The organism is Azospira sp. APE16 (assembly GCF_047901315.1).
In the GTDB taxonomy this organism is placed as follows: Bacteria; Pseudomonadota; Gammaproteobacteria; order Burkholderiales; family Rhodocyclaceae; genus Azospira; species Azospira oryzae.
Genome location: NZ_CP179682.1, coordinates 3,329,554 through 3,349,499 on the forward strand (window position 1 = coordinate 3,329,554; position 19,946 = coordinate 3,349,499).

19 protein-coding genes and 1 tRNA gene are annotated in these 19,946 nt (G+C 65.9%); 15 read left to right on the forward strand and 5 right to left on the reverse strand.

What is annotated here, in order from left to right; genetic code table 11:
* Positions 1–96: 96 nt before the first annotated feature.
* Entirely contained in the window at positions 97–2,304 is a 2,208-nt protein-coding gene (locus ACLSSQ_RS15875) for a UvrD-helicase domain-containing protein (protein ID WP_416243215.1), read from the reverse strand.
* A gap of 250 nt (positions 2,305–2,554) precedes the next feature.
* On the opposite strand from ACLSSQ_RS15875, the gene ACLSSQ_RS15880 reads away from it, so the two are divergent.
* Positions 2,555–2,914, forward strand: coding sequence for a hypothetical protein (locus ACLSSQ_RS15880; RefSeq protein ID WP_014236327.1), 360 nt, complete (start codon positions 2,555–2,557; stop codon positions 2,912–2,914).
* A 103-nt stretch (positions 2,915–3,017) separates the two neighbouring features.
* On the opposite strand, the gene ACLSSQ_RS15885 is transcribed toward ACLSSQ_RS15880, so the two are convergent.
* Positions 3,018–3,911, reverse strand: a complete 894-nt coding sequence (locus tag ACLSSQ_RS15885; RefSeq protein WP_416243216.1) for an SPOR domain-containing protein — start codon at positions 3,909–3,911, stop codon at positions 3,018–3,020.
* A gap of 143 nt (positions 3,912–4,054) precedes the next feature.
* On the opposite strand from ACLSSQ_RS15885, the gene leuS reads away from it, so the two are divergent.
* Genes leuS through holA form a run of 3 tightly spaced genes read left to right on the forward strand, consistent with a single transcriptional unit; the run spans position 4,055 to position 8,187 of the window.
* Entirely contained in the window at positions 4,055–6,664 is a 2,610-nt protein-coding gene (gene leuS, locus ACLSSQ_RS15890) for a leucine--tRNA ligase (RefSeq protein ID WP_416243217.1), read from the forward strand.
* A 10-nt stretch (positions 6,665–6,674) separates the two neighbouring features.
* Positions 6,675–7,181, forward strand: a complete 507-nt coding sequence (gene lptE / locus ACLSSQ_RS15895; protein ID WP_014236324.1) for an LPS assembly lipoprotein LptE — start codon at positions 6,675–6,677, stop codon at positions 7,179–7,181.
* A 4-nt stretch (positions 7,182–7,185) separates the two neighbouring features.
* Positions 7,186–8,187 (forward strand): DNA polymerase III subunit delta, encoded by a 1,002-nt coding sequence (holA, locus tag ACLSSQ_RS15900; protein WP_416243218.1) that lies wholly within the window; start codon positions 7,186–7,188, stop codon positions 8,185–8,187.
* Positions 8,188–8,234: 47 nt separating this feature from the next.
* On the opposite strand, the gene ACLSSQ_RS15905 is transcribed toward holA, so the two are convergent.
* On the reverse strand, positions 8,235–8,507 hold the full coding sequence (locus ACLSSQ_RS15905; protein ID WP_014236322.1) for a hypothetical protein: 273 nt from the start codon (positions 8,505–8,507) through the stop codon (positions 8,235–8,237).
* A gap of 163 nt (positions 8,508–8,670) precedes the next feature.
* Here ACLSSQ_RS15905 and ACLSSQ_RS15910 point away from each other — a divergent pair, with 163 nt between their 5' ends.
* The 5 genes from ACLSSQ_RS15910 to ybaK all read left to right on the forward strand — a co-directional run bounded on the left by ACLSSQ_RS15910 (position 8,671) and on the right by ybaK (position 12,696).
* On the forward strand, positions 8,671–9,927 hold the full coding sequence (locus ACLSSQ_RS15910; RefSeq protein ID WP_416243219.1) for a glutamate-5-semialdehyde dehydrogenase: 1,257 nt from the start codon (positions 8,671–8,673) through the stop codon (positions 9,925–9,927).
* 136 nt (positions 9,928–10,063) lie between these two features.
* The gene (locus tag ACLSSQ_RS15915; protein ID WP_130459389.1) at positions 10,064–10,645 is read left to right on the forward strand and encodes a chalcone isomerase family protein; all 582 of its coding nucleotides are present in this window, start codon (positions 10,064–10,066) and stop codon (positions 10,643–10,645) included.
* Positions 10,646–10,701: 56 nt separating this feature from the next.
* Positions 10,702–11,190 carry a methylated-DNA--[protein]-cysteine S-methyltransferase gene (locus ACLSSQ_RS15920; RefSeq protein WP_130459390.1) on the forward strand — a complete coding sequence of 163 codons (489 nt, stop codon included), beginning with the start codon at positions 10,702–10,704 and terminating at the stop codon, positions 11,188–11,190.
* An 11-nt stretch (positions 11,191–11,201) separates the two neighbouring features.
* Complete coding sequence (xerD, locus tag ACLSSQ_RS15925; RefSeq protein ID WP_416243220.1) at positions 11,202–12,125, forward strand: site-specific tyrosine recombinase XerD; 924 nt, start codon at positions 11,202–11,204, stop codon at positions 12,123–12,125.
* A gap of 64 nt (positions 12,126–12,189) precedes the next feature.
* Positions 12,190–12,696 (forward strand): Cys-tRNA(Pro) deacylase, encoded by a 507-nt coding sequence (gene ybaK / locus ACLSSQ_RS15930; RefSeq protein ID WP_416243221.1) that lies wholly within the window; start codon positions 12,190–12,192, stop codon positions 12,694–12,696.
* Positions 12,697–12,711: 15 nt separating this feature from the next.
* On the opposite strand, the gene ACLSSQ_RS15935 is transcribed toward ybaK, so the two are convergent.
* A complete protein-coding gene (locus ACLSSQ_RS15935; protein WP_014236316.1) occupies positions 12,712–13,065 on the reverse strand; it encodes a dihydroneopterin aldolase in 354 nt (117 codons plus the stop codon).
* Between the two features lie 84 nt (positions 13,066–13,149).
* On the opposite strand from ACLSSQ_RS15935, the gene plsY reads away from it, so the two are divergent.
* A complete protein-coding gene (plsY, locus tag ACLSSQ_RS15940; protein WP_014236315.1) occupies positions 13,150–13,779 on the forward strand; it encodes a glycerol-3-phosphate 1-O-acyltransferase PlsY in 630 nt (209 codons plus the stop codon).
* Between the two features lie 40 nt (positions 13,780–13,819).
* On the opposite strand, the gene tsaD is transcribed toward plsY, so the two are convergent.
* Positions 13,820–14,848 carry a tRNA (adenosine(37)-N6)-threonylcarbamoyltransferase complex transferase subunit TsaD gene (gene tsaD / locus ACLSSQ_RS15945; RefSeq protein ID WP_416244300.1) on the reverse strand — a complete coding sequence of 343 codons (1,029 nt, stop codon included), beginning with the start codon at positions 14,846–14,848 and terminating at the stop codon, positions 13,820–13,822.
* Between the two features lie 113 nt (positions 14,849–14,961).
* On the opposite strand from tsaD, the gene rpsU reads away from it, so the two are divergent.
* The 5 genes from rpsU to ACLSSQ_RS15970 all read left to right on the forward strand — a co-directional run bounded on the left by rpsU (position 14,962) and on the right by ACLSSQ_RS15970 (position 19,654).
* Complete coding sequence (gene rpsU / locus ACLSSQ_RS15950) at positions 14,962–15,174, forward strand: 30S ribosomal protein S21 (protein ID WP_014236313.1); 213 nt, start codon at positions 14,962–14,964, stop codon at positions 15,172–15,174.
* Positions 15,175–15,267: 93 nt separating this feature from the next.
* Positions 15,268–15,714 carry a GatB/YqeY domain-containing protein gene (locus tag ACLSSQ_RS15955; RefSeq protein ID WP_416243222.1) on the forward strand — a complete coding sequence of 149 codons (447 nt, stop codon included), beginning with the start codon at positions 15,268–15,270 and terminating at the stop codon, positions 15,712–15,714.
* Positions 15,715–15,754: 40 nt separating this feature from the next.
* On the forward strand, positions 15,755–17,509 hold the full coding sequence (gene dnaG, locus ACLSSQ_RS15960; RefSeq protein ID WP_416243223.1) for a DNA primase: 1,755 nt from the start codon (positions 15,755–15,757) through the stop codon (positions 17,507–17,509).
* 80 nt (positions 17,510–17,589) lie between these two features.
* Positions 17,590–19,560, forward strand: coding sequence for an RNA polymerase sigma factor RpoD (gene rpoD / locus ACLSSQ_RS15965; protein WP_014236310.1), 1,971 nt, complete (start codon positions 17,590–17,592; stop codon positions 19,558–19,560).
* A gap of 17 nt (positions 19,561–19,577) precedes the next feature.
* Positions 19,578–19,654 (forward strand) — tRNA-Ile (locus tag ACLSSQ_RS15970).
* Positions 19,655–19,946: the final 292 nt, after the last annotated feature.

Genomic DNA, 19,946 nt, shown 5'->3' on the forward strand with positions numbered 1-19,946 from the left:
GCCATGCCTGCAACGTCCGTCCCTACTGCCCCTCAGGGGCACATCGCCGCAACAGCGGCGTCCCGCCTGCCCGGCAGGCCGGGCCTCAAACCGATCCTAGAGCGGCGTCAGCTTGGCGAATTCCAGGGCCAGCCACTTCATGCCGGCAGAACCGAAATTGACCTGGACCCGGGCGTCGGCGCCCCGGCCCTCGGTGGCGACGATGACCCCCTGGCCGAACTTGGCGTGGCTGACGTTCTGCCCCACCCGCAGCCCGGCGGGAGCGGCGCTTTCGTAGGCCGTCACCGGTGCCGCCGCCCGGGGGCTGCGGCTGTAGCTGTTGTCGTAGGCCGGGGTGCTGCGGGCATTGACCCGCAGCAGCAGTTCCTGGGGCAACTCATCGAGGAAGGCGGAGGGCACGCAGTAGCGGGTCTGGCCGTGCAGCATGCGGGTCTGGGCATGGGACATGTAGAGCCGCTGGCGGGCCCGGGTGATGGCCACGTACATGAGGCGCCGCTCTTCCTCCTCGCCGGACTTTTCCATGACGGAGTTTTCGTGGGGGAAGAGACCCTGCTCCAGGCCGGAGATGAAGACCACGTCGAACTCCAGGCCCTTGGCCGCATGCACCGTCATCAGCTGCACCGCCTCCTGGCCGTCGCCGGCCTGGTGGTCGCCGGCCTCCAGGCTGGCGTGGGCGAGAAAGGAGGCCAGGGGCGACGGCAGGGGCGCATCGGGGGTGGCCGGATCGGGCACCGGCATGGCCCCCTCTTCGGCGATGAAGCTGGCGGCGGCGTTGATCAGTTCGTCCAGGTTCTCCAGCCGCTCCTGGCCTTCCTTCTCGCCCAGGTAGTGCTGGCGCAGGCCGCTGCGTTCGATGATGTGTTCCACCACTTCGGGCAGGGGCAGGTTTTCCGTCTCCCGCCGCAGCTCCTCAATGAGGCGGATGAAGGCGCCGACGGCGGCCCCGGCCTTGCCGGTGAGGCTGGCGGCGGCGTTGTAGAGGGGCGAGTTGGAACGGTGGGCCGCTTCCTGGAGGTTTTCCAGGCTGCGGGCGCCGATGCCCCGGGTGGGGAAATTCACCACCCGCAGGAAGGCGGTGTCGTCGTCCGGATTGGCCAAGAGACGCAGGTAGGCCAGGGCGTGCTTGATTTCCTGGCGCTCGAAGAAGCGCAGGCCGCCGTACACCTTGTAGGCCACGCCCTTGGTGAACAGCTCGTGCTCCAGCACCCGGGACTGGGCGTTGGAGCGGTAGAGGAAGGCGATCTGGTCCCGGGAGACGCCCTCCCGGATCAGTTCCCGGGCCTCGTCCACGATCCAGCGGGCCTCGTCCAGGTCGGAGAAGCCCTCGAACACCCGGATCGGCTCGCCGGCGCCCTGGTCGGTCCACAGGTTCTTGCCCAGGCGGCCCTGATTGTTCTTGATGAGGGCGTTGGCCGCATCCAGGATGTTGCCGTGGGAACGGTAGTTCTGCTCCAGGCGGATGACGTTCTGCACCCCGAACTCCCGCTCGAAGTCCCGCATATTGCCCACCTCGGCGCCGCGGAAGGCATAGATGGACTGGTCGTCGTCGCCCACGGCGAACACCGCCGCCCCCTGGGGCGCGCCGGCAGTGCCGTCGTGGCCGGCCAGGAGCTTCAACCAGGCGTACTGCAGGCGATTGGTGTCCTGGAACTCGTCCACCAGAATGTGGCGGAAGCGCTCCTGGTAATGGCGGCGCAGGGGCTCGTTGCGCGACAGCAGCTCGTAGGTGCGCAGCAGCAGTTCGGCAAAATCCACCACCCCTTCGCGCTGGCACTGGCCCTCGTACTCGGCCCACAGCTCCACCCGGCGGCGGGTGTAGTCGTCCCACACCTCGGCCTGGGCCGGGCGCAGGCCCTGGTCCTTGTGGGCGTTGATGAAGTGCATCAGCTCCCGGGGCGGGAACTTCTCGTCGTCTACATTGAGGTTCTTCAGGAGACGCTTGATGGCGGAGAGCTGGTCGGCGGAATCGAGGATCTGGAACAGGGAGGGCAGCCCGGCTTCCTTGTGGTGGGCCCGCAGCAGCCGGTTGCACAGGCCGTGGAAGGTGCCGATCCACATGCCCCGGGTGTTGATGGGCAGCATGGCCGAGAGGCGGGCCAGCATCTCCTTGGCCGCCTTGTTGGTGAAGGTCACCGCCAGCACCGCGTGGGGCCCCATCTGGCCGGTGGAAATGAGCCAGGCGATACGGGTGGTGAGCACCCGGGTCTTGCCCGAACCGGCGCCGGCCAGGATCAGGGCATGCTGGGGCGGCAGGGTCACGGCCTGGAGTTGTTCTGGATTGAGATTGGCAAGCAGGTCGGACATGGGGACGGGAAGCCGCGGGCAGGGGCGCGGACGCAGGTTAAGGTCAGGCCGGGATTATAGCCCCGCCGGGGCCGGGGAACTTTTTGGTGCGCCGCACCATCCAATCTTCCGGATCCTACGGGTAAACCACAAATGATCGCCGGAACATCTGAGATATAATCGATATTGCAATGCAACATAAAACAGTCACCAAGCCCACAAGGCCGCGGACGGACTGCATTGGTTACCGCCAAGTTTGAAAGGAAACAGCATGAACAACCCGAAGATTCTGCCCTGGATCGCCCGCAAAGCCGGCATCACCGAAACCATGGCCACCAAGCTGTGGCAACGCGCCGTCGAGGAAGCGAAGACCGCCTGTGGCTGCACCGAGGGTTCCGAGTTTCACCGCCACAGCATCGAGCGCTTTCTCGATCTGGTGGAAGCCCGCGCCGGCGGCACCGTGCGCCAGCCCTACAGCAACAGCACCGCCCAGGTCAGCTGGATCTGGCGCCACCAGGGCCGCATGGCCATGTTCGGCCTGATGGCTGCGGAAAACGCCGCCAAGTTCTGGCAGGACACCTGGAAGAACGTGTTCACCCCCGACCTGCACAAGCGCAAGGTCGGCTGTTGAGCCCAGGCGGCCGCCCAGGCCGCCTGATCGGACCACCCGGGGCCAAGCCGCCCCGGCGGCTCCTTACCCCCTGAATTTCCCCTCGCCTGCTCGATTCCCGCCTTCAGCGGGAGACGGCCCCGGGCGCCACGCCCAGCTCTGTCGCCAGACGTCCGGCCATCTGCCGCGCCTCTTCCCGGCCGGCGAAGCCCCCCACCCGCAGCACATAGACGTAGCCCTCCTCCCCGGCCCCATCGTGACGCGGACGAATCCGCGCCGGATAGCCGGCCTCCCTTAGCTGGTCGTACAACGCCAGGGCCTCGGCCTGGGTCGCCACCGGCGGCAGGTTGACGCCCCAGGCGCCGCCACGGCGCAGTACCCCGGCCCCGGCCTGGATTTCCGTTTCCGCCGCCCACTTCTCCACCTGCTCCGCCTCGACGCTGGCCACCGCCCCGGGCGCCTGGTCGCGCAGGGCGCTGGCGAAGGCCAGAGGCTCGCTCAAGGCCATGGGTTCGCCCAGGGGATGGGTGACCACGATATGGCCTTCGAGCAGGCAGATCAGGTCCTTGTCCTCGGCGGACTTGCCCCACAGGTCGGTGCCGCGGATGCCGGCGGTCAGGGTGGCGGCGCGGACGTTGATGGCCCGCCCCGTCAGGCGCTGGGGAAAGAGGCCGGTGGTGAAGCGGAAGGCGCCCCGCAACACGTCCAGGGCCGCCGTATAGACGCCCCCCGGGCGCTGGCCGATGGCGTTGAGATGGAGCTGGGCGTTTTCCCCCAGCTTGACACCGCTGCCTTCGGGCAGCTGGATCAGCACCCGGGAGCCGCTGCCGGTGACGATCCTGTCCCGGTTGGCGAGGGCCTGGCCCGGCACCAGGGGCCGGCGCTCGCCGCTGCGCTCCAGCCAGGCCGGCGCCTGCACGGCCTCCACCACCGCCTGCCGGGAGGCCGGTCCGGCCACGGCAGGGGCGGCAGCCCACAGCGTCAGGGTTGAAAGCAGCAGGGGGCGCAACAATCCCATGTTCATCTCTCCGCAGTGGCCTGGAGCGGCCCGTTCATGATCAGGAAACCGCCCGGGCGGCGGCAAAGAGCCGATTTTGCCCAATGGAGCAGGAGCGGACCGGTTATAATTTCACGCTTTGCAACGAATTTCTGGCCGCCCAAATGCAGGAAAAATACCAACCCGCGGAAGTCGAACTCGACGCCCAGCAACACTGGGTCAAGACCCAGGCCGCCCGTGCCGTCGAAGACACCACCAAGCCCAAGTACTACTGTCTTTCCATGTTCCCCTATCCGTCGGGGAAGCTGCATATGGGGCACGTGCGCAACTATACCATCGGCGATGTGCTGACCCGTTTCCACAAAATGCAGGGCTACAACGTGCTGCAGCCCATGGGTTGGGACGCCTTCGGCATGCCGGCGGAAAACGCCGCCATCCAGAACAAGGTCCCCCCTGCCAAGTGGACCTACGCCAACATCGACTACATGCGCAGCCAGCTGCAGCGCCTGGGTTTCGCCATCGACTGGGAGCGCGAGTTCGCCACCTGCACTCCCGAGTACTACCGCTGGGAACAGTGGCTGTTCACCCGCCTGTATGAAAAGGGCCTGATCTACAAGAAGTTGGGCACCGTGAACTGGGACCCGGTGGACCACACCGTGCTGGCCAACGAGCAGGTCATCGACGGCCGCGGCTGGCGCTCCGGCGCCCTGGTGGAAAAGCGCGAGATCCCCATGTATTACATGAAGATCACCGCCTACGCCGAGGAACTGCTGGCCGACCTGGACCAGCTGCCGGGCTGGCCCGAGCAGGTGCGCCTGATGCAAAAGAACTGGATCGGCAAGAGCACCGGCGTGCGCTTCGCCTTCCCCCTGGCCGACAACAATGACGAAAAGCTGTGGGTGTTCACCACCCGGGCCGACACCATCATGGGCGTCACCTTCGTCGCCGTGGCCGCCGAACACCCCCTGGCCACCCGCGCCGCCGCGAATAACCCGGCCCTGGCCGCCTTCATCGAGGAATGCAAGAAGGGCGGCGTGGCCGAGGCCGACATCGCCACCATGGAAAAGAAGGGCATGCCCACGGGCATCTTCGTCCAGCACCCCCTCACCGGCGAGCAGGTGGAAGTGTGGGTCGGCAACTACGTGCTGATGGGCTACGGCGAAGGTGCCGTGATGGCTGTGCCCGCCCACGACGAGCGGGACTTTGCCTTTGCCAAGAAGTACAACCTGGCCATCAAGCAGGTCATCGCCGCTGCAGGCGAAACCTTCAGCCTGGACGGCTGGCAGGAATGGTACGGTGACAAGAGCCGCGGCACCTGCGTCAATTCCGGCAAGTACGACGGCCTGGCCTACGAGGCCGCCGTGGACGCCATCGCCGCCGACCTGGCCGCCAAGGGCCTGGGCGAGAAGAAGGTGCAGTTCCGCCTGCGCGACTGGGGCATTTCCCGCCAGCGCTACTGGGGCTGCCCGATTCCCGTGATCCACTGCGAGTCCTGCGGCGACGTGCCGGTGCCTGACGACCAGCTGCCCGTGGTGCTGCCGGAGAACGTGGAAATCACCGGCGCCGGTTCGCCCCTGGCCAAGATGCCCGAGTTCTACGAGTGCACCTGCCCCAAGTGTGGCAAGCCGGCCCGTCGTGAAACCGACACCATGGATACCTTCGTCGAGTCCTCCTGGTACTTCCTGCGCTACGCCTGCCCGGACAATACCCAGGCCATGGTGGACGAGCGCGTGGCCTACTGGTGCAAGGGCGGCATCGACCAGTACATCGGCGGCATCGAGCACGCCATCCTGCACCTGCTCTACTCCCGCTTCTTCACCAAGCTGATGCGCGACGTGGGCCTGTTCGGCGAACAGAAGCTGGACGAGCCCTTCGCCAACCTGCTGACCCAGGGCATGGTGGTGGCCCCCACCTTCTATCGCGACGCCGAAGGCGGCAAGAAGGACTGGATCAACCCGGCTGACGTGGATGTGACCACCGACGAGCGCGGCCGCCCCACCGGCGCCACCCTCAAGGCCGACGGCCAGCCGGTGGTCATCGGCGGCACCGAGAAGATGTCCAAGTCCAAGAACAACGGCGTGGACCCCCAATCCCTGATGGACGAGTACGGTGCCGACACGGCCCGCCTGTTCATGATGTTCGCCGCTCCGCCCGACCAGTCCCTGGAATGGTCCGACGCCGGTGTCGAGGGCGCCTTCCGTTTCTTGAAGCGCCTGTGGAAGCTGACCCACGACCACGTGGCCGCCGGCATCGTCCCCGCCTACAGCGGCGGCGAGCTGGAGGGCAATCTCAAGGACTTCCGCCGCCAGCTGCACCAGACCATCGGCAAGGTCACCGACGACTACGGCCGGCGCAAGCAGTTCAACACCGCCATCGCCGCCGTCATGGAGCTGCTCAACGCCTTCGCCAAGCTGCCGGACAGCCCGGTCGCCCGCAGCGTCAAGCAGGAAGCCCTGGAAGCGGCCGTGCTGATGCTCTTCCCCATCGTGCCCCATGCCTGCCAGGCCCTCTATGCCGAACTCAAGCCCGGTGCCGATGCCGGCCAGGCCGCCTTCCCCAAGGCCGATACCGCCGCCCTGGTGCAGAGCGAAATCGAGCTGATGCTGCAGGTGAACGGCAAGTTGCGCGGCAGCATCAAGGTGCCGGCGGATGCGGCCAAGGATGCCATCGAAGCGGCCGCCCTGGCCTCCGAGACGGTGCAGAAGCACCTGGACGGCCAAGCCCCGAAGAAGGTGGTGGTGGTGCCCGGCCGTCTGGTCAATATCGTGGTTTAAGGAGTCGTCTGTGCGCGCCCGTCTGCTCGTTTCCCTTGTCCTGCTCGTGACGCTGGCCGGCTGCGGCTTCCAGCTGCGGGGCGCCCAGACCATGCCCTTCCCGACCCTGTACGTGTCCATGGCGGAGAATTCGGAAATCACCGCCAACCTGAAACGATACATCCGGGCCAACAAGTCCACCGAACTGGTGGACAACCGGGAAGATGCGGCGGCCACCCTGGTCCAGTTCCCGGAACGCCGGGAGCGGATCGCCCTGTCCTACAACTCCGCCGGCCGGGTGCGGGAACTGCAGCTGCAGTACCGGGCCAACTTCCGCCTGGAAGACGCCAAGGGCAAGGCCCTCTCCGCACCCATGGAAATCTACCTGACCCGGGACATCACCTACGACGATGCCCAGGTGCTGTCCAAGGCCCAGGAAGAGGAACTGCTGTGGCAGGACATGCAGCGGGACCTGGTGCAGCAGCTGATCCGGCGCATGGCCAAGGCCAAGCCGCCGGTGGACGAAAACGAGGACTGACGCCGTGGCCCAGCTCCGGGGAGAACAGCTGGCGGCCCACCTGGAACGCCCCCTGGGGCCGCTCTACGTGGTGTATGGGGACGAGCCCCTGCTGGTGATCGAGGCCGGCGACGCCATCCGCGCCGCCGCCCGGCGCCAGGGCTACGGCGAGCGGGAAGTGCTGGTGGCCGGTCAGGGCTTCAACTGGACCCAGCTGGCCATGGCCGGCGGCAACCTCTCCCTCTTCGGCGACCGCAAGCTGATCGACCTGCGCATCCCCACCGGCAAGCCCGGGCGGGACGGAGGCCAGGCCCTGCAGGAGCACTGCCAGCGCCTTTCCAGCGACGCCATGACTCTGGTCACCCTGCCCGAACTGACCTGGCAGGACGAAAAAGCCTCCTGGTTCCAGACCCTGGCCGAAGCCGGCACCGTGCTCAAGCTGCTGGCCCCCAACCTCAACGAACTGCCCCAGTGGATCGCCGGCCGCCTGCAGCGCCAGGAACAGAGCGCCGAGACAGAAGCCCTGCGCTTCATCGCCGAGCGGGTGGAAGGCAATCTGCTGGCGGCCCACCAGGAAATCCAGAAACTGGGACTGCTGTTCCCCAAAGGCAAGCTGAGCCTGGAACAGGTGCGGGAGGCGGTGCTCAATGTGGCCCGCTACGACATCGACGGCCTGCGGGAAGCCCTGCTGCAGGGCGACCTGGCCCGCCTGACGCGGACCCTGGACGGCCTGCGCCAGGAGGGTGAAGCGCCGCCCCTGGTGTTGTGGGCGGTGACGGAGGAAGTGCGGGCCCTGGCAGCCCTGAAGGAAGGACTCAACGCCGGCCGGCCGGCGGACCAGCTGTTCAAGGAACAGCGCATCTGGGGGCCGCGCCAGGCCCTGGTCAAGCGCGCCCTGGGGCGGCTCGACGCGCCGCGTCTGCGGGCGGCCCTGGCCCAGACGGCCCATATCGACCGCTGCATCAAGGGCCTGGGCGGCGGCGACGTGTGGGATGAATTCCTGCGCCTGGGCCTCAGCCTGCGCTAGGCCGGATGCCCGGACGGGCACTCCGGTCGATCGGGAATGCGACGGCCTTAAGCGGCCTTTTCATCGGAAGGCGGAACGTCCGGCAGGATGGCCGGCACCTCTTCCGGTTCATCGGGCACCAGATGCTCCCACTCGCAATCCGTATCACCGGACTTGTGGCGCAATGCGGGCAGGGACGATTCGCGCACCAGGCACTCGCCCTGGCAACACTCTTCCACCACCACCACACCCACCTCGGCATCTACCTTGCGTTCCCCGTCCCAATAGCTGCAGGTGGCACACACTTGCACTTCGGTGGGAACAATCAGCTTGCGACTCATAGGGTCTCCTGCGACGTCAAACGGCCATGTAACGGTTTGTGACACCGCAACGGCGAGAAAGTTTAGCCCAATCCCTTATTTTCAGTAAGGGAATGGCGTTTCGGGGCATTTGAGGCCGCTATAATGGTCCGATTATCTCCTGCCTGACCTGCTGAAGAACACCATGGATATCAAGGATTACATGCAGAACCTGGGCCGCCGTGCCCGGGCCGCCTCACGCCAGATGGCCAAGGCCGACACCAATGCCAAGAACCGGGCCCTGCTGGCCATCGCCGCCGCCATCCGCCGCGACGAAGCCAAGCTCCTGGCCGCCAACGGCGAAGACCTGGCCGCCGCCCGGGCCGCCGGCCTGGAGCCGGCCATGGTGGATCGCCTGACCCTTTCCCCCAAGACCGTCGCCACCATGGCCGAGGGCCTGGAACAGATCGCCTCCCTGCCGGACCCCATCGGTGAAATGACCGACCTGCGCTTCCGCCCCTCCGGCATCCAGGTGGGCCACATGCGGGTGCCTCTCGGCGTCATCGGCATCATCTACGAAGCCCGTCCCAATGTCACGGTGGATGCGGCCGGCCTGTGCATCAAGTCCGGCAACGCCTCCATCCTGCGCGGCGGTTCCGAGGCCATCCGCTGCAACCAGGCCCTGGCGGCCCTGGTGAAGGAAGGGTTGCAGTCCGCCGGCCTGCCGGCGGATGCGGTGCAGGTGGTGGAAACCACCGACCGGGCCGCCGTGGGCGAACTCATCACCATGCGCGAATTCGTGGACGTCATCGTGCCCCGCGGCGGCAAGGGCCTCATCGCCCGCCTGCTGGCCGAATCCCGGGTGCCCATGATCCAGCACCTGGACGGCAACTGCCATGTGTACCTGGACGACAGCGCCGATGCGGCCAAGGCCATGGCGGTGGTGGAAAATTCCAAGACCCAGCGCTACGGCACCTGCAACACCGCCGAATCCCTGCTGGTGGCCCGCTCCGTCGCCGCCACCCTGCTGCCGCCCATCGCCGCCATGCTCACCGCCAAGGGCGTGGAAATCCGCGGTTGTGCCGAAACCCGGGCTCTGGTGCCCAATGCCAAGGAGGCCACCGAGGCCGACTGGGGCGAGGAGTATCTGGCGCCCATCATCGCCGTGAAGGTGGTGGCCGGGCTGGACGAAGCCATCGAGCACATCAACAAGTACTCCTCCAGCCACACCGAGGCCATCGTCACCGAGAACCACACCCACGCCATGCGCTTCCTGCGGGAAGTGGATTCGGCCTCGGTCATGGTGAACGCCTCCACCCGCTTCGCCGACGGCTTCGAGTACGGCCTCGGCGCCGAGATCGGCATTTCCACGGACAAGATCCACGCCCGGGGCCCGGTGGGCCTGGAAGGCCTGACCAGCCAGAAATGGGTGGTCCTGGGCAATGGCCAGGTGCGCGGCTGAAAGCCGGCCGCACCGCTCCCTGATCCGTCCAAGTTTCACCGCAACACCGCAGCACCCATAAAAGAATTGCCCCGGCGACGTGCGGACGGCGCCGGGGCTTCAATAAAGTCCGCAAAAACCAAAGGAGACAGACAGTATGAAGATCAAGCATTTCATGGCGGCCCTCGCCATCCTCAGCCTCACGGCCGGCAGCGCCCAGGCCATGGAAGTGGCCGGGGTCAAGTTCGAGGAGCGGCTCAAGCTGGAGCAGCAGGACCTCAGCCTCAACGGCGCCGGCCTGCGATCCAAGGTGTTTTTCAAGGTCTACGCCGTGGGCCTCTACCTGCCGGCCAAGGCCGCCGAGGTGGACGGCGTGCTGGCGGCCAAGGGCGCCAAGCGCCTGGCCATCGTGCCCCTCATGGAGCTCTCCGCCCAGCAGTTCGTGGACGCCCTATCCGGCGGCATCGCCAAGAACAGCAGCGAGGCCGAGGCTGCCGCCCTGAAGGAACGGGTGCAGACCTTCGAAGGCAACCTGCTGGCCCTGGGCAAGGCGGCCAAGGGCACCCCCATCACTCTGGACTGGATTCCCGAACAGGGCACCCGCCTCACCGTGGCCGGCCAGCCCCAGGGCAAGGTCATCCCGGGGGAGGATTTCTACCAGGCCCTGCTGCGCATCTGGCTGGGTAACAAGCCGGCCCAGGGCGATCTCAAGGACGCCCTGCTCGGCAAGGCGCAGTAAGCATTTCCACAGGGGGTCGGCTGCAAGCCGCCCCCTTTCTCGTTGTACGGGCAGCCATGACCAAGAATGCCGTCCCTGCTGACTTCCAGGCCATCACCAGTGGCCCGTTCTTTTCCCTGGGCATCCGCTGCAACGGGGACGAGCTGACCGAAATCCTCTACCTGCCCGGCCGCCTGCAGCAGGCGGCCGGCACGCCCCTGGCCGCCGAGGCGGTGCGCCAGATCCAGGCCTACCTGGCCGACCCGGCCTTCGTTTTCAGCCTGCCCCTGCAACCCTCCGGCACCCGCTTCCAGCGCCGGGTGTGGGACGCCATCGCCGCCATTCCCCGGGGCCAGACGCAAAGCTACGGCGAAGTGGCCAAGCTGCTGCACAGCGGCCCCCGGGCCGTGGGCGGCGCCTGCGGCGCCAACCCCTTCCCCCTGGCGGTGCCCTGCCACCGGGTCGTCGCCGCTGCCGGCCTGGGCGGTTTCGGCCGCAACGGCGGCGACTTCCTGCTGGACATCAAGCGCTGGCTGCTGCAACACGAGGGCTGCCTGCCGGCGTAAACTCCGTGCCCATGACGGATGCCGCCCCGCCGACCCTGGCCTTTTCCACCCAGAGCGAGATCGACGCCTTCTGCGACGCCCTGTGGCTGGAAGACGGCCTCTCCCCCAATTCCCTCGCCGCCTACCGCAGCGACCTGCAGCGCTACGCCCTGTGGTTGCAGCAGCAGGGCCGCCCGCCCCTGGCCCAGGCCGGCGCCGCCGACCTGGCGGCCTTCCTGGCCGACGTGGCGGCCCGCATGAAATCCAGTTCCCAGGCCCGCTACCTTTCCTCCCTGCGCCGTTTCTACCGGCGCCTGCTGGCCCAGAACCGCATCAGCGCCGACCCCACCCTGCAGACCGCCATGCCGGTCAAGGCCTCGCGCCTGCCCAAGGTGATGAGCGAAGCCCAGGTGGAAGCCCTGCTGGCGGCACCGGAAATCGAAACGCCCCTGGGCCTGCGGGACCGGGCCATGCTGGAAACCCTCTACGCCACCGGCCTGCGGGTCTCGGAACTGGTCAATCTCAAGCTGCATGAAGTGAGCTTCGACATGGGCGTGGCCCGGGTCTTCGGCAAGGGTTCCAAGGAACGCCTGGTACCCCTCGGCGAGGTGGCCCTGGACTGGCTCAAGAGCTACCTGAACGATGGCCGCAACGCCTTGCTGGACAACCGTCTCAGCGACTTCCTCTTCGTCACCGCCCGGGGCACGGCCATGACCCGGCAGATGTTCTGGACCCTGGTGAAGAAGTACGCCCTGGTGGCCGGTATGGACCCGGCCCGCCTCTCGCCCCACGTGCTGCGCCACGCCTTCGCCACCCATCTGCTCAACCACGGCGCCGACCTGCGGGTGGTGCAGCTGCTGCTGGGCCACGCCGACATTTCCACCACCCAGATCTACACCCACGTGGCGCGGGAACGGCTGAAGGACCTGCACGCCGTGCACCACCCCCGGGGCTAGGCACGGCGCCGGTCGGCGGGCGTAGAATGAAACCATCCGCAACAAGACACCCTCGAGGTGCACCATGAGCCGCAATCACGATCTCGACCCCGGCCACGCGCCAGAAACCCCCGCCACCCGCTTCCTGCGCCAGCACCGCATCGCCCACTCCAACCATCTCTACGAATACGAGGAGCATGGCGGCACCAAGGTGTCGGCCCGGGAACTGAATGTGGACGAGCATGCCGTGATCAAGACCCTGATCATGGAAGACGAGCACGCCAAGCCTCTGATCGTGCTGATGCACGGCGACTGCAAGGTATCAACCAAGGAACTGGCGCGGCAGGTGGGCTGCAAGAAGGTGGAACCGTGCAAGCCGGAAGTGGCCAACCGCCACACCGGCTTCCTGGTGGGCGGCACCAGCCCCTTCGGTACCAAGAAGGCCATGCCCATCTACATGGAGAAGAGCATCCTGGATCTGCCCCTGATCTATCTCAACGGTGGCCGTCGCGGCTACCTGGTGGGGGTCCATCCCCACGACGTGGTCCAGGTGCTGCAGCCCAAGATGGTCGAGGCCGCCCTCAAGGACTGAACCCCGGCTGCCGGGTCAGGTGCTGCGTTCGATGATGACGCCGACCCGGCGCACCCCGGGCATCATGCCCAGCTTGGCCACGGAGACGCGTACCCAGGCGCAGCGGAATTCTTCCAGCACCAGGGTGGAAACGTGTTCGGCCAGCTTTTCCAGCAGGCCGAACTGGGTGCTGCCCAGATCCTCCCGCAGCCGTTCCACCACCTTGGCGTAGTCGATGGTGTCCCGGATGTCGTCGCTGGCGCCGGCGCTGGCGGTGGAGGAAACGCCCATCTGCAGGGACATTTCGACGGTCTGGGACACGGCCTGCTCCCGGGGGTAGATGCCGATGCGGGTCTGGACCCGGAAGTCGTCGATGAAAATGATGTCCATGGGGTTTTTCAGCCGCCAGCGGGGCTTGCAGGTAAAATGCAGGCCCGCATTGTACCTCTATCGTCACTTCACCACCCATCGCCCATGACTGCTGCCCAATCCCTGCCCCTGGCCCTGCTGGCCGCCTATCTGCTGGGCTCCGTGCCCTTCGCCGTCATCGTCAGCCGCGGCTTCGGCCTGAAGGACCCCCGCTCCTACGGCTCCGGCAACCCGGGAGCCACCAACGTCCTGCGCAGCGGCAACAAGCTGGCCGCCCTGCTGACTCTCCTCGGCGACGGAGCCAAGGGCGCCGTGGCGGTGCTCCTGGCCCATCACTTCCTTGCCGGCCAGGCCCTGGAACCGGCGATGGAACGCATCTTCCTCGGCGGCGTGGCCCTGGCCGTATTCTTCGGCCACCTCTTCCCCGTCTTCCTCAAGTTCAAGGGCGGCAAGGGCGTCGCCACCGCCGCCGGCGTCCTGCTGGCCCTGGACCCGCTGCTGGGCCTGTCGGTGCTGGGCGTCTGGCTTGTGGTCGCCGCCCTCTCCCGCTATTCCTCCCTGGCTGCCCTCTGCGCCGCCGCCGCCTCTCCCCTGCTGGCCGGCATGATGTGGGGCTTCAACCTGCTGGTGGCGGCCGTGGCCGTCATGGCCATGGCCCTGGTGGGCAAGCACTGGGTCAATATCCAGCGCCTCCTGGCCGGACAGGAATCAAAAATCGGCAGCAAGAAGAAGTAATGAAAAAGGCACCGCAAGGTGCCTTTTTTTTGGGCGCAGCCTACAGGGTCAGCTCGGAGAGGGGCCAGCGGGGCCGGATGGCGATGGGCCCCGCCGCCTTGGCCTGGGCACCGGCCGCCAAGCGCAGGGCGCCGGCCAGGGCGATCATGGCGCCGTTGTCGGTGCAGAACTCCAGTTCCGGGTAATAGACCTGGATGCGCGCCTTCACCGCCTTGCCATTAAGGCGCTGGCGCAGCTCCCGGTTGGCGCCGACGCCGCCGGCCACCACCAGCTGCTGCATGCCGGTCTTCTTCACCGCCGCCAGGGCCTTGGTCACCAGCACATCCACGATGGCATCCTGAATGCCGCGGCAGACGTCGGCCCGGGCCTGCTCGTCCAGTTCCTTGCCCCGCACATAGGTCAGCACCGCCGTCTTCAGGCCGGAAAAGGAGAAATCCAGGTCGCCCGAATGCAGCATGGGCCGGGGGAAGACCACGGCGCCGGGCTTGCCGCCTTCGGCCAGGCGGGCCAGGGCGGGCCCGCCCGGGTAGCCCAGGCCGAGCAGCTTGGCCGTCTTGTCGAAGGCCTCGCCGGCCGCATCGTCCAGGGTTTCCCCCAGCAGTTCGTACTGGCCGACGCCACTCACCCGCATGATCTGGGTATGGCCGCCGGAAACCAGCAGGGCGACGAAGGGGAAGCGGGGCGGACTGGCGGAGAGCAGGGGCGACAGCAGATGCCCTTCCAGGTGGTGCAGGGGCACGGTGGGCTTGTCCAGGGCCGTGGCCAGACCTTCGGCGAAGGCCGCCCCGACCAGCAGGGCGCCAGCCAGGCCGGGCCCCTGGGTGTAGGCGATGGCATCCACCTGCTCCAGGGTGCGGCCGCAGTCGGCCAGGGCCTGGCGCAGCAGGGGCACGGTGCGCCGGATGTGGTCCCGGGAGGCCAGTTCCGGCACCACGCCGCCGTACTCCCGGTGCATGGCAATCTGGGAATGGAGGGCGTGGCCGAGGAGCGTACCGGTGCCGTCGGAGCCCATTTCATAGAGGGCAACCCCGGTTTCGTCGCAGGAGGATTCGATGCCGAGAACAAGCATGGGCGCCATTCTAACCCATGCCGACGAGAAAATTCTTGTAAACCCCTTGGTAAACCGTTGACGTTTCGTTAGAATTGCCGGCTTTCTCTCACCGTTGTTTGGGACTGAATTCAATGCCTGCTATTCGCGTCAAGGAAAACGAGCCCTTCGAAGTGGCCATCCGCCGCTTCAAGCGCACTGTCGAAAAAACCGGTCTGCTGACCGAACTCCGTGCCCGTGAGTTCTACGAAAAGCCCACCGCCGAGCGCAAGCGCAAGCTGGCCGCCGCGGTCAAGCGTCACCACAAGCGGATCCGCAGCCAGACCCTGCCCCCCAAGATGTTCTAAGCCTCCCAGGCTTTCCTGACGCTGCAAGAGCCGTCCATCAACAGGTGGGCGGCTTTTGGTGTTTATAGGCTGCTGAAAAACAAAAGGACTCCCATGACGCTCAAGGAACGCATTTCCGAGGACATGAAGGCCGCCATGAAGGCCAAGGAAACGGCCCGCCTGGCCGCCATCCGCCTGCTGCTGGCCGCCATCAAGCAGAAGGAAGTGGACGAGCAGGTCGCCCTGGACGATGCCGCCATCGCCGCCGTCATCGACAAGATGCTCAAGCAGCGCAAGGACTCCATCACCCAGTACGAAGCCGCCGGTCGCCAGGACCTGGTGGACGCCGAGAAGGCCGAGGTGGAAGTGCTTTCCGCCTACAAGCCCGCCGGCCTGTCCGAAGCCGAAGTCGCCGCCGCCGTGGCCAAGGCCGTGGCCGACAGCGGCGCTGCCGGCGCCGCCGACATGGGCAAGGTGATGGCCATCCTCAAGCCCCTGCTGGCCGGCAAGGCCGACATGGCCGAGGTCTCCAAGCTGGTCAAGGCCCGGCTCTCCGCCTGAAATCTCCCGGGCCGGCTGTCGCCGGCCCCGTTTGGCGCCCGTGATCCCCGAATCCTTCCTCCAGGAACTGCTGCACCGGGTCGACATCGTCGACCTCATTGACGGCTACGTACCGCTGAAAAAGGCGGGGGCCAACTACGCCGCCTGCTGCCCCTTCCACAACGAAAAGTCGCCTTCGTTCACCGTCAGCCCGACCAAGCAGTTCTATCACTGCTTCGGCTGCGGCGCCCACGGCACGGCCATCCGCTTCCTCATGGAGTATTCCGGCCTGGGCTTCATCGATGCGGTGAAGGAACTGGCCGGGCGCATGGGCATGGTGGTGCCGGAGGAGGCCGGGCGGGTCCGGCACGAAGGCCCCCGCACCGCCGAGCTGACCGAGGTCATGGGCAAGGCCGCCCAATACTATTTCGAGCAGCTCAAGCATTCGGACAAGGCCAAGGAGTACCTGAAGCGGCGCGGCCTCACCGGCGAGATCGCCCTCAAGTTCCGCATCGGCTACGCCCCGGACGGCTGGCACAACCTGCAGGCCAGCTTTCCCAACTACGACGCCCCGGAGTTGAAGACGGCCGGCCTGGTCATCGAGAACGACCAGGGCCGCCGCTACGACCGTTTCCGCGACCGGGTGATGTTTCCCATCATCAACCAGAAGAACGAGGTCATCGCCTTTGGCGGCCGGGTCATCGACCAGGGCGAGCCCAAGTACCTGAACTCTCCCGAGACCCCCCTCTTCGAGAAGGGCCGGGAACTGTTCGGCCTACCCCAGGCCCGCCAGGCCCTGCGGGAGAAGAACACGGTGATCGTGGTGGAAGGCTACATGGACGTGGTGGCCCTGGCCCAGCATGGTGTCGGCAACGCGGTCGCCACCCTGGGCACGGCCACCACCGCCACCCACGTGCAGAAGCTGCTGCGCCAGGTGGACCGCATCGTCTATTGCTTCGACGGCGACGCCGCCGGGCGCAAGGCCGCCTGGCGCGGCCTGGAGAACAGCCTGGAATCCCTGGCCGACAACAAGAGCATCGGCTTTGTTTTCCTCCCCCCCGAGCACGACCCGGACAGCTATGTGCGGGAAGTGGGCAAGGAGGCCTTCGAGCGCATGATCGACCAGGCCATGCCCCTCTCCGACTTTCTGCTGAAGGAGCTGGCCAGCCATTGCGACCTGACCACCTCGGAAGGCAAGTCCAAGCTGGTTTACGAAGCCAAGCCCCTGATCCAGCGCCTGGCCACTCCCCTGCTGCGCCTGCAGCTGGTGAAGCGCCTGGCCGAGGCCAGCGGCTTTTCCCAGCAGGAAGTGGAGCGCCTGTGCGACCTCAAGCCCGTCGCCCGGGCGGCACCGGCACGGGCTCCGCGGCAGGCCCTCTCCCTGCCCCGCACCTTGCTGCGCCTGGTGCTGCACCGGCCGGACTTCGCCGCACGCCTGCCCCTACACTGGCTGCCCGCCGACAGCACCGAAACCCGGGCCCTACGACGCCTGTGCGAACAGATCAAGCGGGATGCGGACCTGCCCAGCAGCGCCATGTTGTTGGAACGTTTGCGCGGCGGCGATGACGAAGCCATCCTGCAGAGCGCCGCCGCCAGCCTGTTGCAGAGCCCCCAGAGCGAAGAGGAAAGCGAACAGGAATTCGCCGGCGCCCTGGCCCGGCTGGAAATGAACTGGGTCGAGCAGGAGTTTCGCCGCTTGCAGCACAAGGCTGCCGGCGGCGGACTCGACAGTGAAGAAAAGCGGGAATTTGTACATTTGCTGCAGGAGCGGGAACGCCTGCGCAAGGCCGGCATTCTGGCCGGGAGCGGTGACTAGAACCCTGGTTCGAGACCAGGGGGAAATGAGCCAAGTTGTGGTAGAATAAGCGGTTTTTCCAGGATTATCGGGACACGGTCATGGCAAAGGAAAAGGCAAAAGAAGTCGCCAAGGAAATTCTCAAGGCTAAATCATCCAAGGCCAAGGAGAAGGCGCTGCTGGAATCCGCCGGGGCAACCCAGGCCGCGACTCCGGTGGACGTGGAGACGCGTAAGACGCGCCTCAAGACACTGATCAAACTCGGCAAGGAACGGGGTTTCCTGACCTATGCCGAAATCAATGACCACCTGCCGGACGACGTCGTAGACGCCGAGCAGATCGAGTCCATCATCACCACCTTCAATGACATGGGCATCCAGGTCTTCGACGAGGCTCCGGCCGCCGAAGATCTGCTCATGTCCGACAACGCCCCGGCTGTCGCCGACGACGAGGAAGTGGAAGAAGAGGCGGAAGCCGCCCTGTCTACCGTGGACTCCGAGTTCGGCCGCACCACGGACCCGGTGCGCATGTACATGCGCGAAATGGGTACCGTGGAACTGCTGACCCGGGAAGGCGAAATCGAAATCGCCAAGCGCATCGAAGACGGTCTCAAGCACATGATCCAGGCCATTTCCGCCTGCCCCACCACCATTGCCGAAATTCTGGCCATGGCGGAAAAGGTGGAAAAGGAAGAGATGCGCATCGATGAAGTCATCGACGGCCTGATCGATCCCAATGCGGCCGAAGAGGAACTGGCCGCCGAGGAAGCCGTGGTTGAAGGCGACGACGAGGTCGAGGACGGCGACGACGAGGAAGAAGGCGGTGAAGGCGCCGCCGTTTCCGCCTCCCTGCTGCAACTCAAGACCGACGCCCTGGAGCGCTTCGCCACCATCAAGACCCTCTACGGCAAGGCCCACAAGGCCCTGGTGTCCAAGGGTTCCCAGGACAAGACCTACCTCAAGCTGCAACAGCAGATTTCCGCCGAGCTGATGAACATCCGCTTCACCTCCAAGGTGATCGAGCGCTTGTGCGACAGCGTGCGCAGCATGGTGGACTCCGTGCGCGAGCGGGAACGCAAGATCCAGGAGCTGTGCGTGCGCAAGGTCGGCATGCCCCGCCCCCACTTCATCAAGTCCTTCCCGGGCAATGAAATCAACCTGGAATGGGTCGAGAAGGAAATCGCCGTGGCCAAGGGCTACGGCCCCATCCTCACCCGCACCGCTCCTAACATCCAGGAAGAACAGCGCAAGCTGCTGGCTCTGCAGGACCACATCGGCATCCCGCTGAAGGACCTGAAGGACATCAACAAGCAGATGTCCACCGGTGAAGCCAAGGCCCGCCGCGCCAAGCGCGAGATGACCGAGGCCAACCTGCGCCTGGTGATCTCCATCGCCAAGAAGTACACCAACCGGGGCCTGCAGTTCCTCGACCTGATCCAGGAAGGCAACATCGGCCTGATGAAGGCGGTGGACAAGTTCGAATACCGCCGCGGCTACAAGTTCTCCACCTATGCCACCTGGTGGATCCGTCAGGCCATCACCCGTTCCATCGCCGACCAGGCCCGCACCATCCGCATTCCGGTGCACATGATCGAGACCATCAACAAGATGAACCGGATTTCCCGCCAGATCCTGCAGGAAACCGGTGCCGAGCCCGATCCCGCCACCCTGGCGATCAAGATGGAAATGCCCGAGGAGAAGATCCGCAAGATCCTGAAGATCTCCAAGGAACCCATCTCCATGGAAACGCCCATCGGTGACGATGACGACTCCCACCTGGGCGACTTCATCGAAGACACCGCCACCACTGCCCCGGTGGATGCGGCGCTCTACTCCGGCCTGCGGGAAGTGACCAAGGAAATTCTGGACACCCTGACCCCCCGGGAAGCCAAGGTGCTGCGCATGCGTTTCGGCATCGAGATGAATACGGACCACACCCTGGAAGAAGTCGGCAAGCAGTTCGACGTCACCCGGGAACGTATCCGCCAGATTGAAGCCAAGGCCCTGCGCAAGCTGCGCCATCCCTCGCGTTCCGACAAGCTGCGCAGCTTCCTGGACAACAACGGCAGCTGAGCCACGACAAGCATCACGGGCCTGTAGCTCAGTTGGTCAGAGCAGAGGACTCATAATCCTTTGGTCCAGGGTTCAAGTCCCTGCGGGCCCACCAATCCACTCCCCAAAGGGCTGCCGACCGGCAGCCCTTTTTTTGTCCCTACCGCCCTGCCCTCCGGGATAAACCCATGTCATAATATTGCTCCAACCGGCCAACACTCCTGAATCGAGCAGGAAGGCGCAATACAAATGGCAACGCTTGAACTGAACTTCCAAAATTCCAGCGCTCTGGATACGGGGCTAAACACCGCCGATGGCATGTCGGTGTCTTTTTCCACCACATTGAACCAGATTGATTCAAGTTTTCAGGAATTTAGCTACGGCACCCCCTATATCTGGAGTGCCAG

What these genes read in the sequence shown, in the direction of transcription:
- ACLSSQ_RS15885 (WP_416243216.1), bottom strand. Translation starts at nt 3,911, where the DNA reads ATGGGATTGTTGCGCCCCCTGCTGCTTTCAACCCTGACGCTGTGGGCT.
- ACLSSQ_RS15880 (WP_014236327.1), top strand. Translation starts at nt 2,555, where the DNA reads ATGAACAACCCGAAGATTCTGCCCTGGATCGCCCGCAAAGCCGGCATC.
- xerD (WP_416243220.1), top strand. Translation starts at nt 11,202, where the DNA reads ATGACGGATGCCGCCCCGCCGACCCTGGCCTTTTCCACCCAGAGCGAG.
- ACLSSQ_RS15875 (WP_416243215.1), bottom strand. Translation starts at nt 2,304, where the DNA reads ATGTCCGACCTGCTTGCCAATCTCAATCCAGAACAACTCCAGGCCGTG.
- plsY (WP_014236315.1), top strand. Translation starts at nt 13,150, where the DNA reads ATGACTGCTGCCCAATCCCTGCCCCTGGCCCTGCTGGCCGCCTATCTG.
- ACLSSQ_RS15935 (WP_014236316.1), bottom strand. Translation starts at nt 13,065, where the DNA reads ATGGACATCATTTTCATCGACGACTTCCGGGTCCAGACCCGCATCGGC.
- leuS (WP_416243217.1), top strand. Translation starts at nt 4,055, where the DNA reads ATGCAGGAAAAATACCAACCCGCGGAAGTCGAACTCGACGCCCAGCAA.
- ACLSSQ_RS15920 (WP_130459390.1), top strand. Translation starts at nt 10,702, where the DNA reads ATGACCAAGAATGCCGTCCCTGCTGACTTCCAGGCCATCACCAGTGGC.
- ACLSSQ_RS15910 (WP_416243219.1), top strand. Translation starts at nt 8,671, where the DNA reads ATGGATATCAAGGATTACATGCAGAACCTGGGCCGCCGTGCCCGGGCC.
- ACLSSQ_RS15955 (WP_416243222.1), top strand. Translation starts at nt 15,268, where the DNA reads ATGACGCTCAAGGAACGCATTTCCGAGGACATGAAGGCCGCCATGAAG.
- ACLSSQ_RS15915 (WP_130459389.1), top strand. Translation starts at nt 10,064, where the DNA reads ATGAAGATCAAGCATTTCATGGCGGCCCTCGCCATCCTCAGCCTCACG.
- ACLSSQ_RS15905 (WP_014236322.1), bottom strand. Translation starts at nt 8,507, where the DNA reads ATGAGTCGCAAGCTGATTGTTCCCACCGAAGTGCAAGTGTGTGCCACC.
- tsaD (WP_416244300.1), bottom strand. Translation starts at nt 14,848, where the DNA reads ATGCTTGTTCTCGGCATCGAATCCTCCTGCGACGAAACCGGGGTTGCC.
- ybaK (WP_416243221.1), top strand. Translation starts at nt 12,190, where the DNA reads ATGAGCCGCAATCACGATCTCGACCCCGGCCACGCGCCAGAAACCCCC.
- rpsU (WP_014236313.1), top strand. Translation starts at nt 14,962, where the DNA reads ATGCCTGCTATTCGCGTCAAGGAAAACGAGCCCTTCGAAGTGGCCATC.
- rpoD (WP_014236310.1), top strand. Translation starts at nt 17,590, where the DNA reads ATGGCAAAGGAAAAGGCAAAAGAAGTCGCCAAGGAAATTCTCAAGGCT.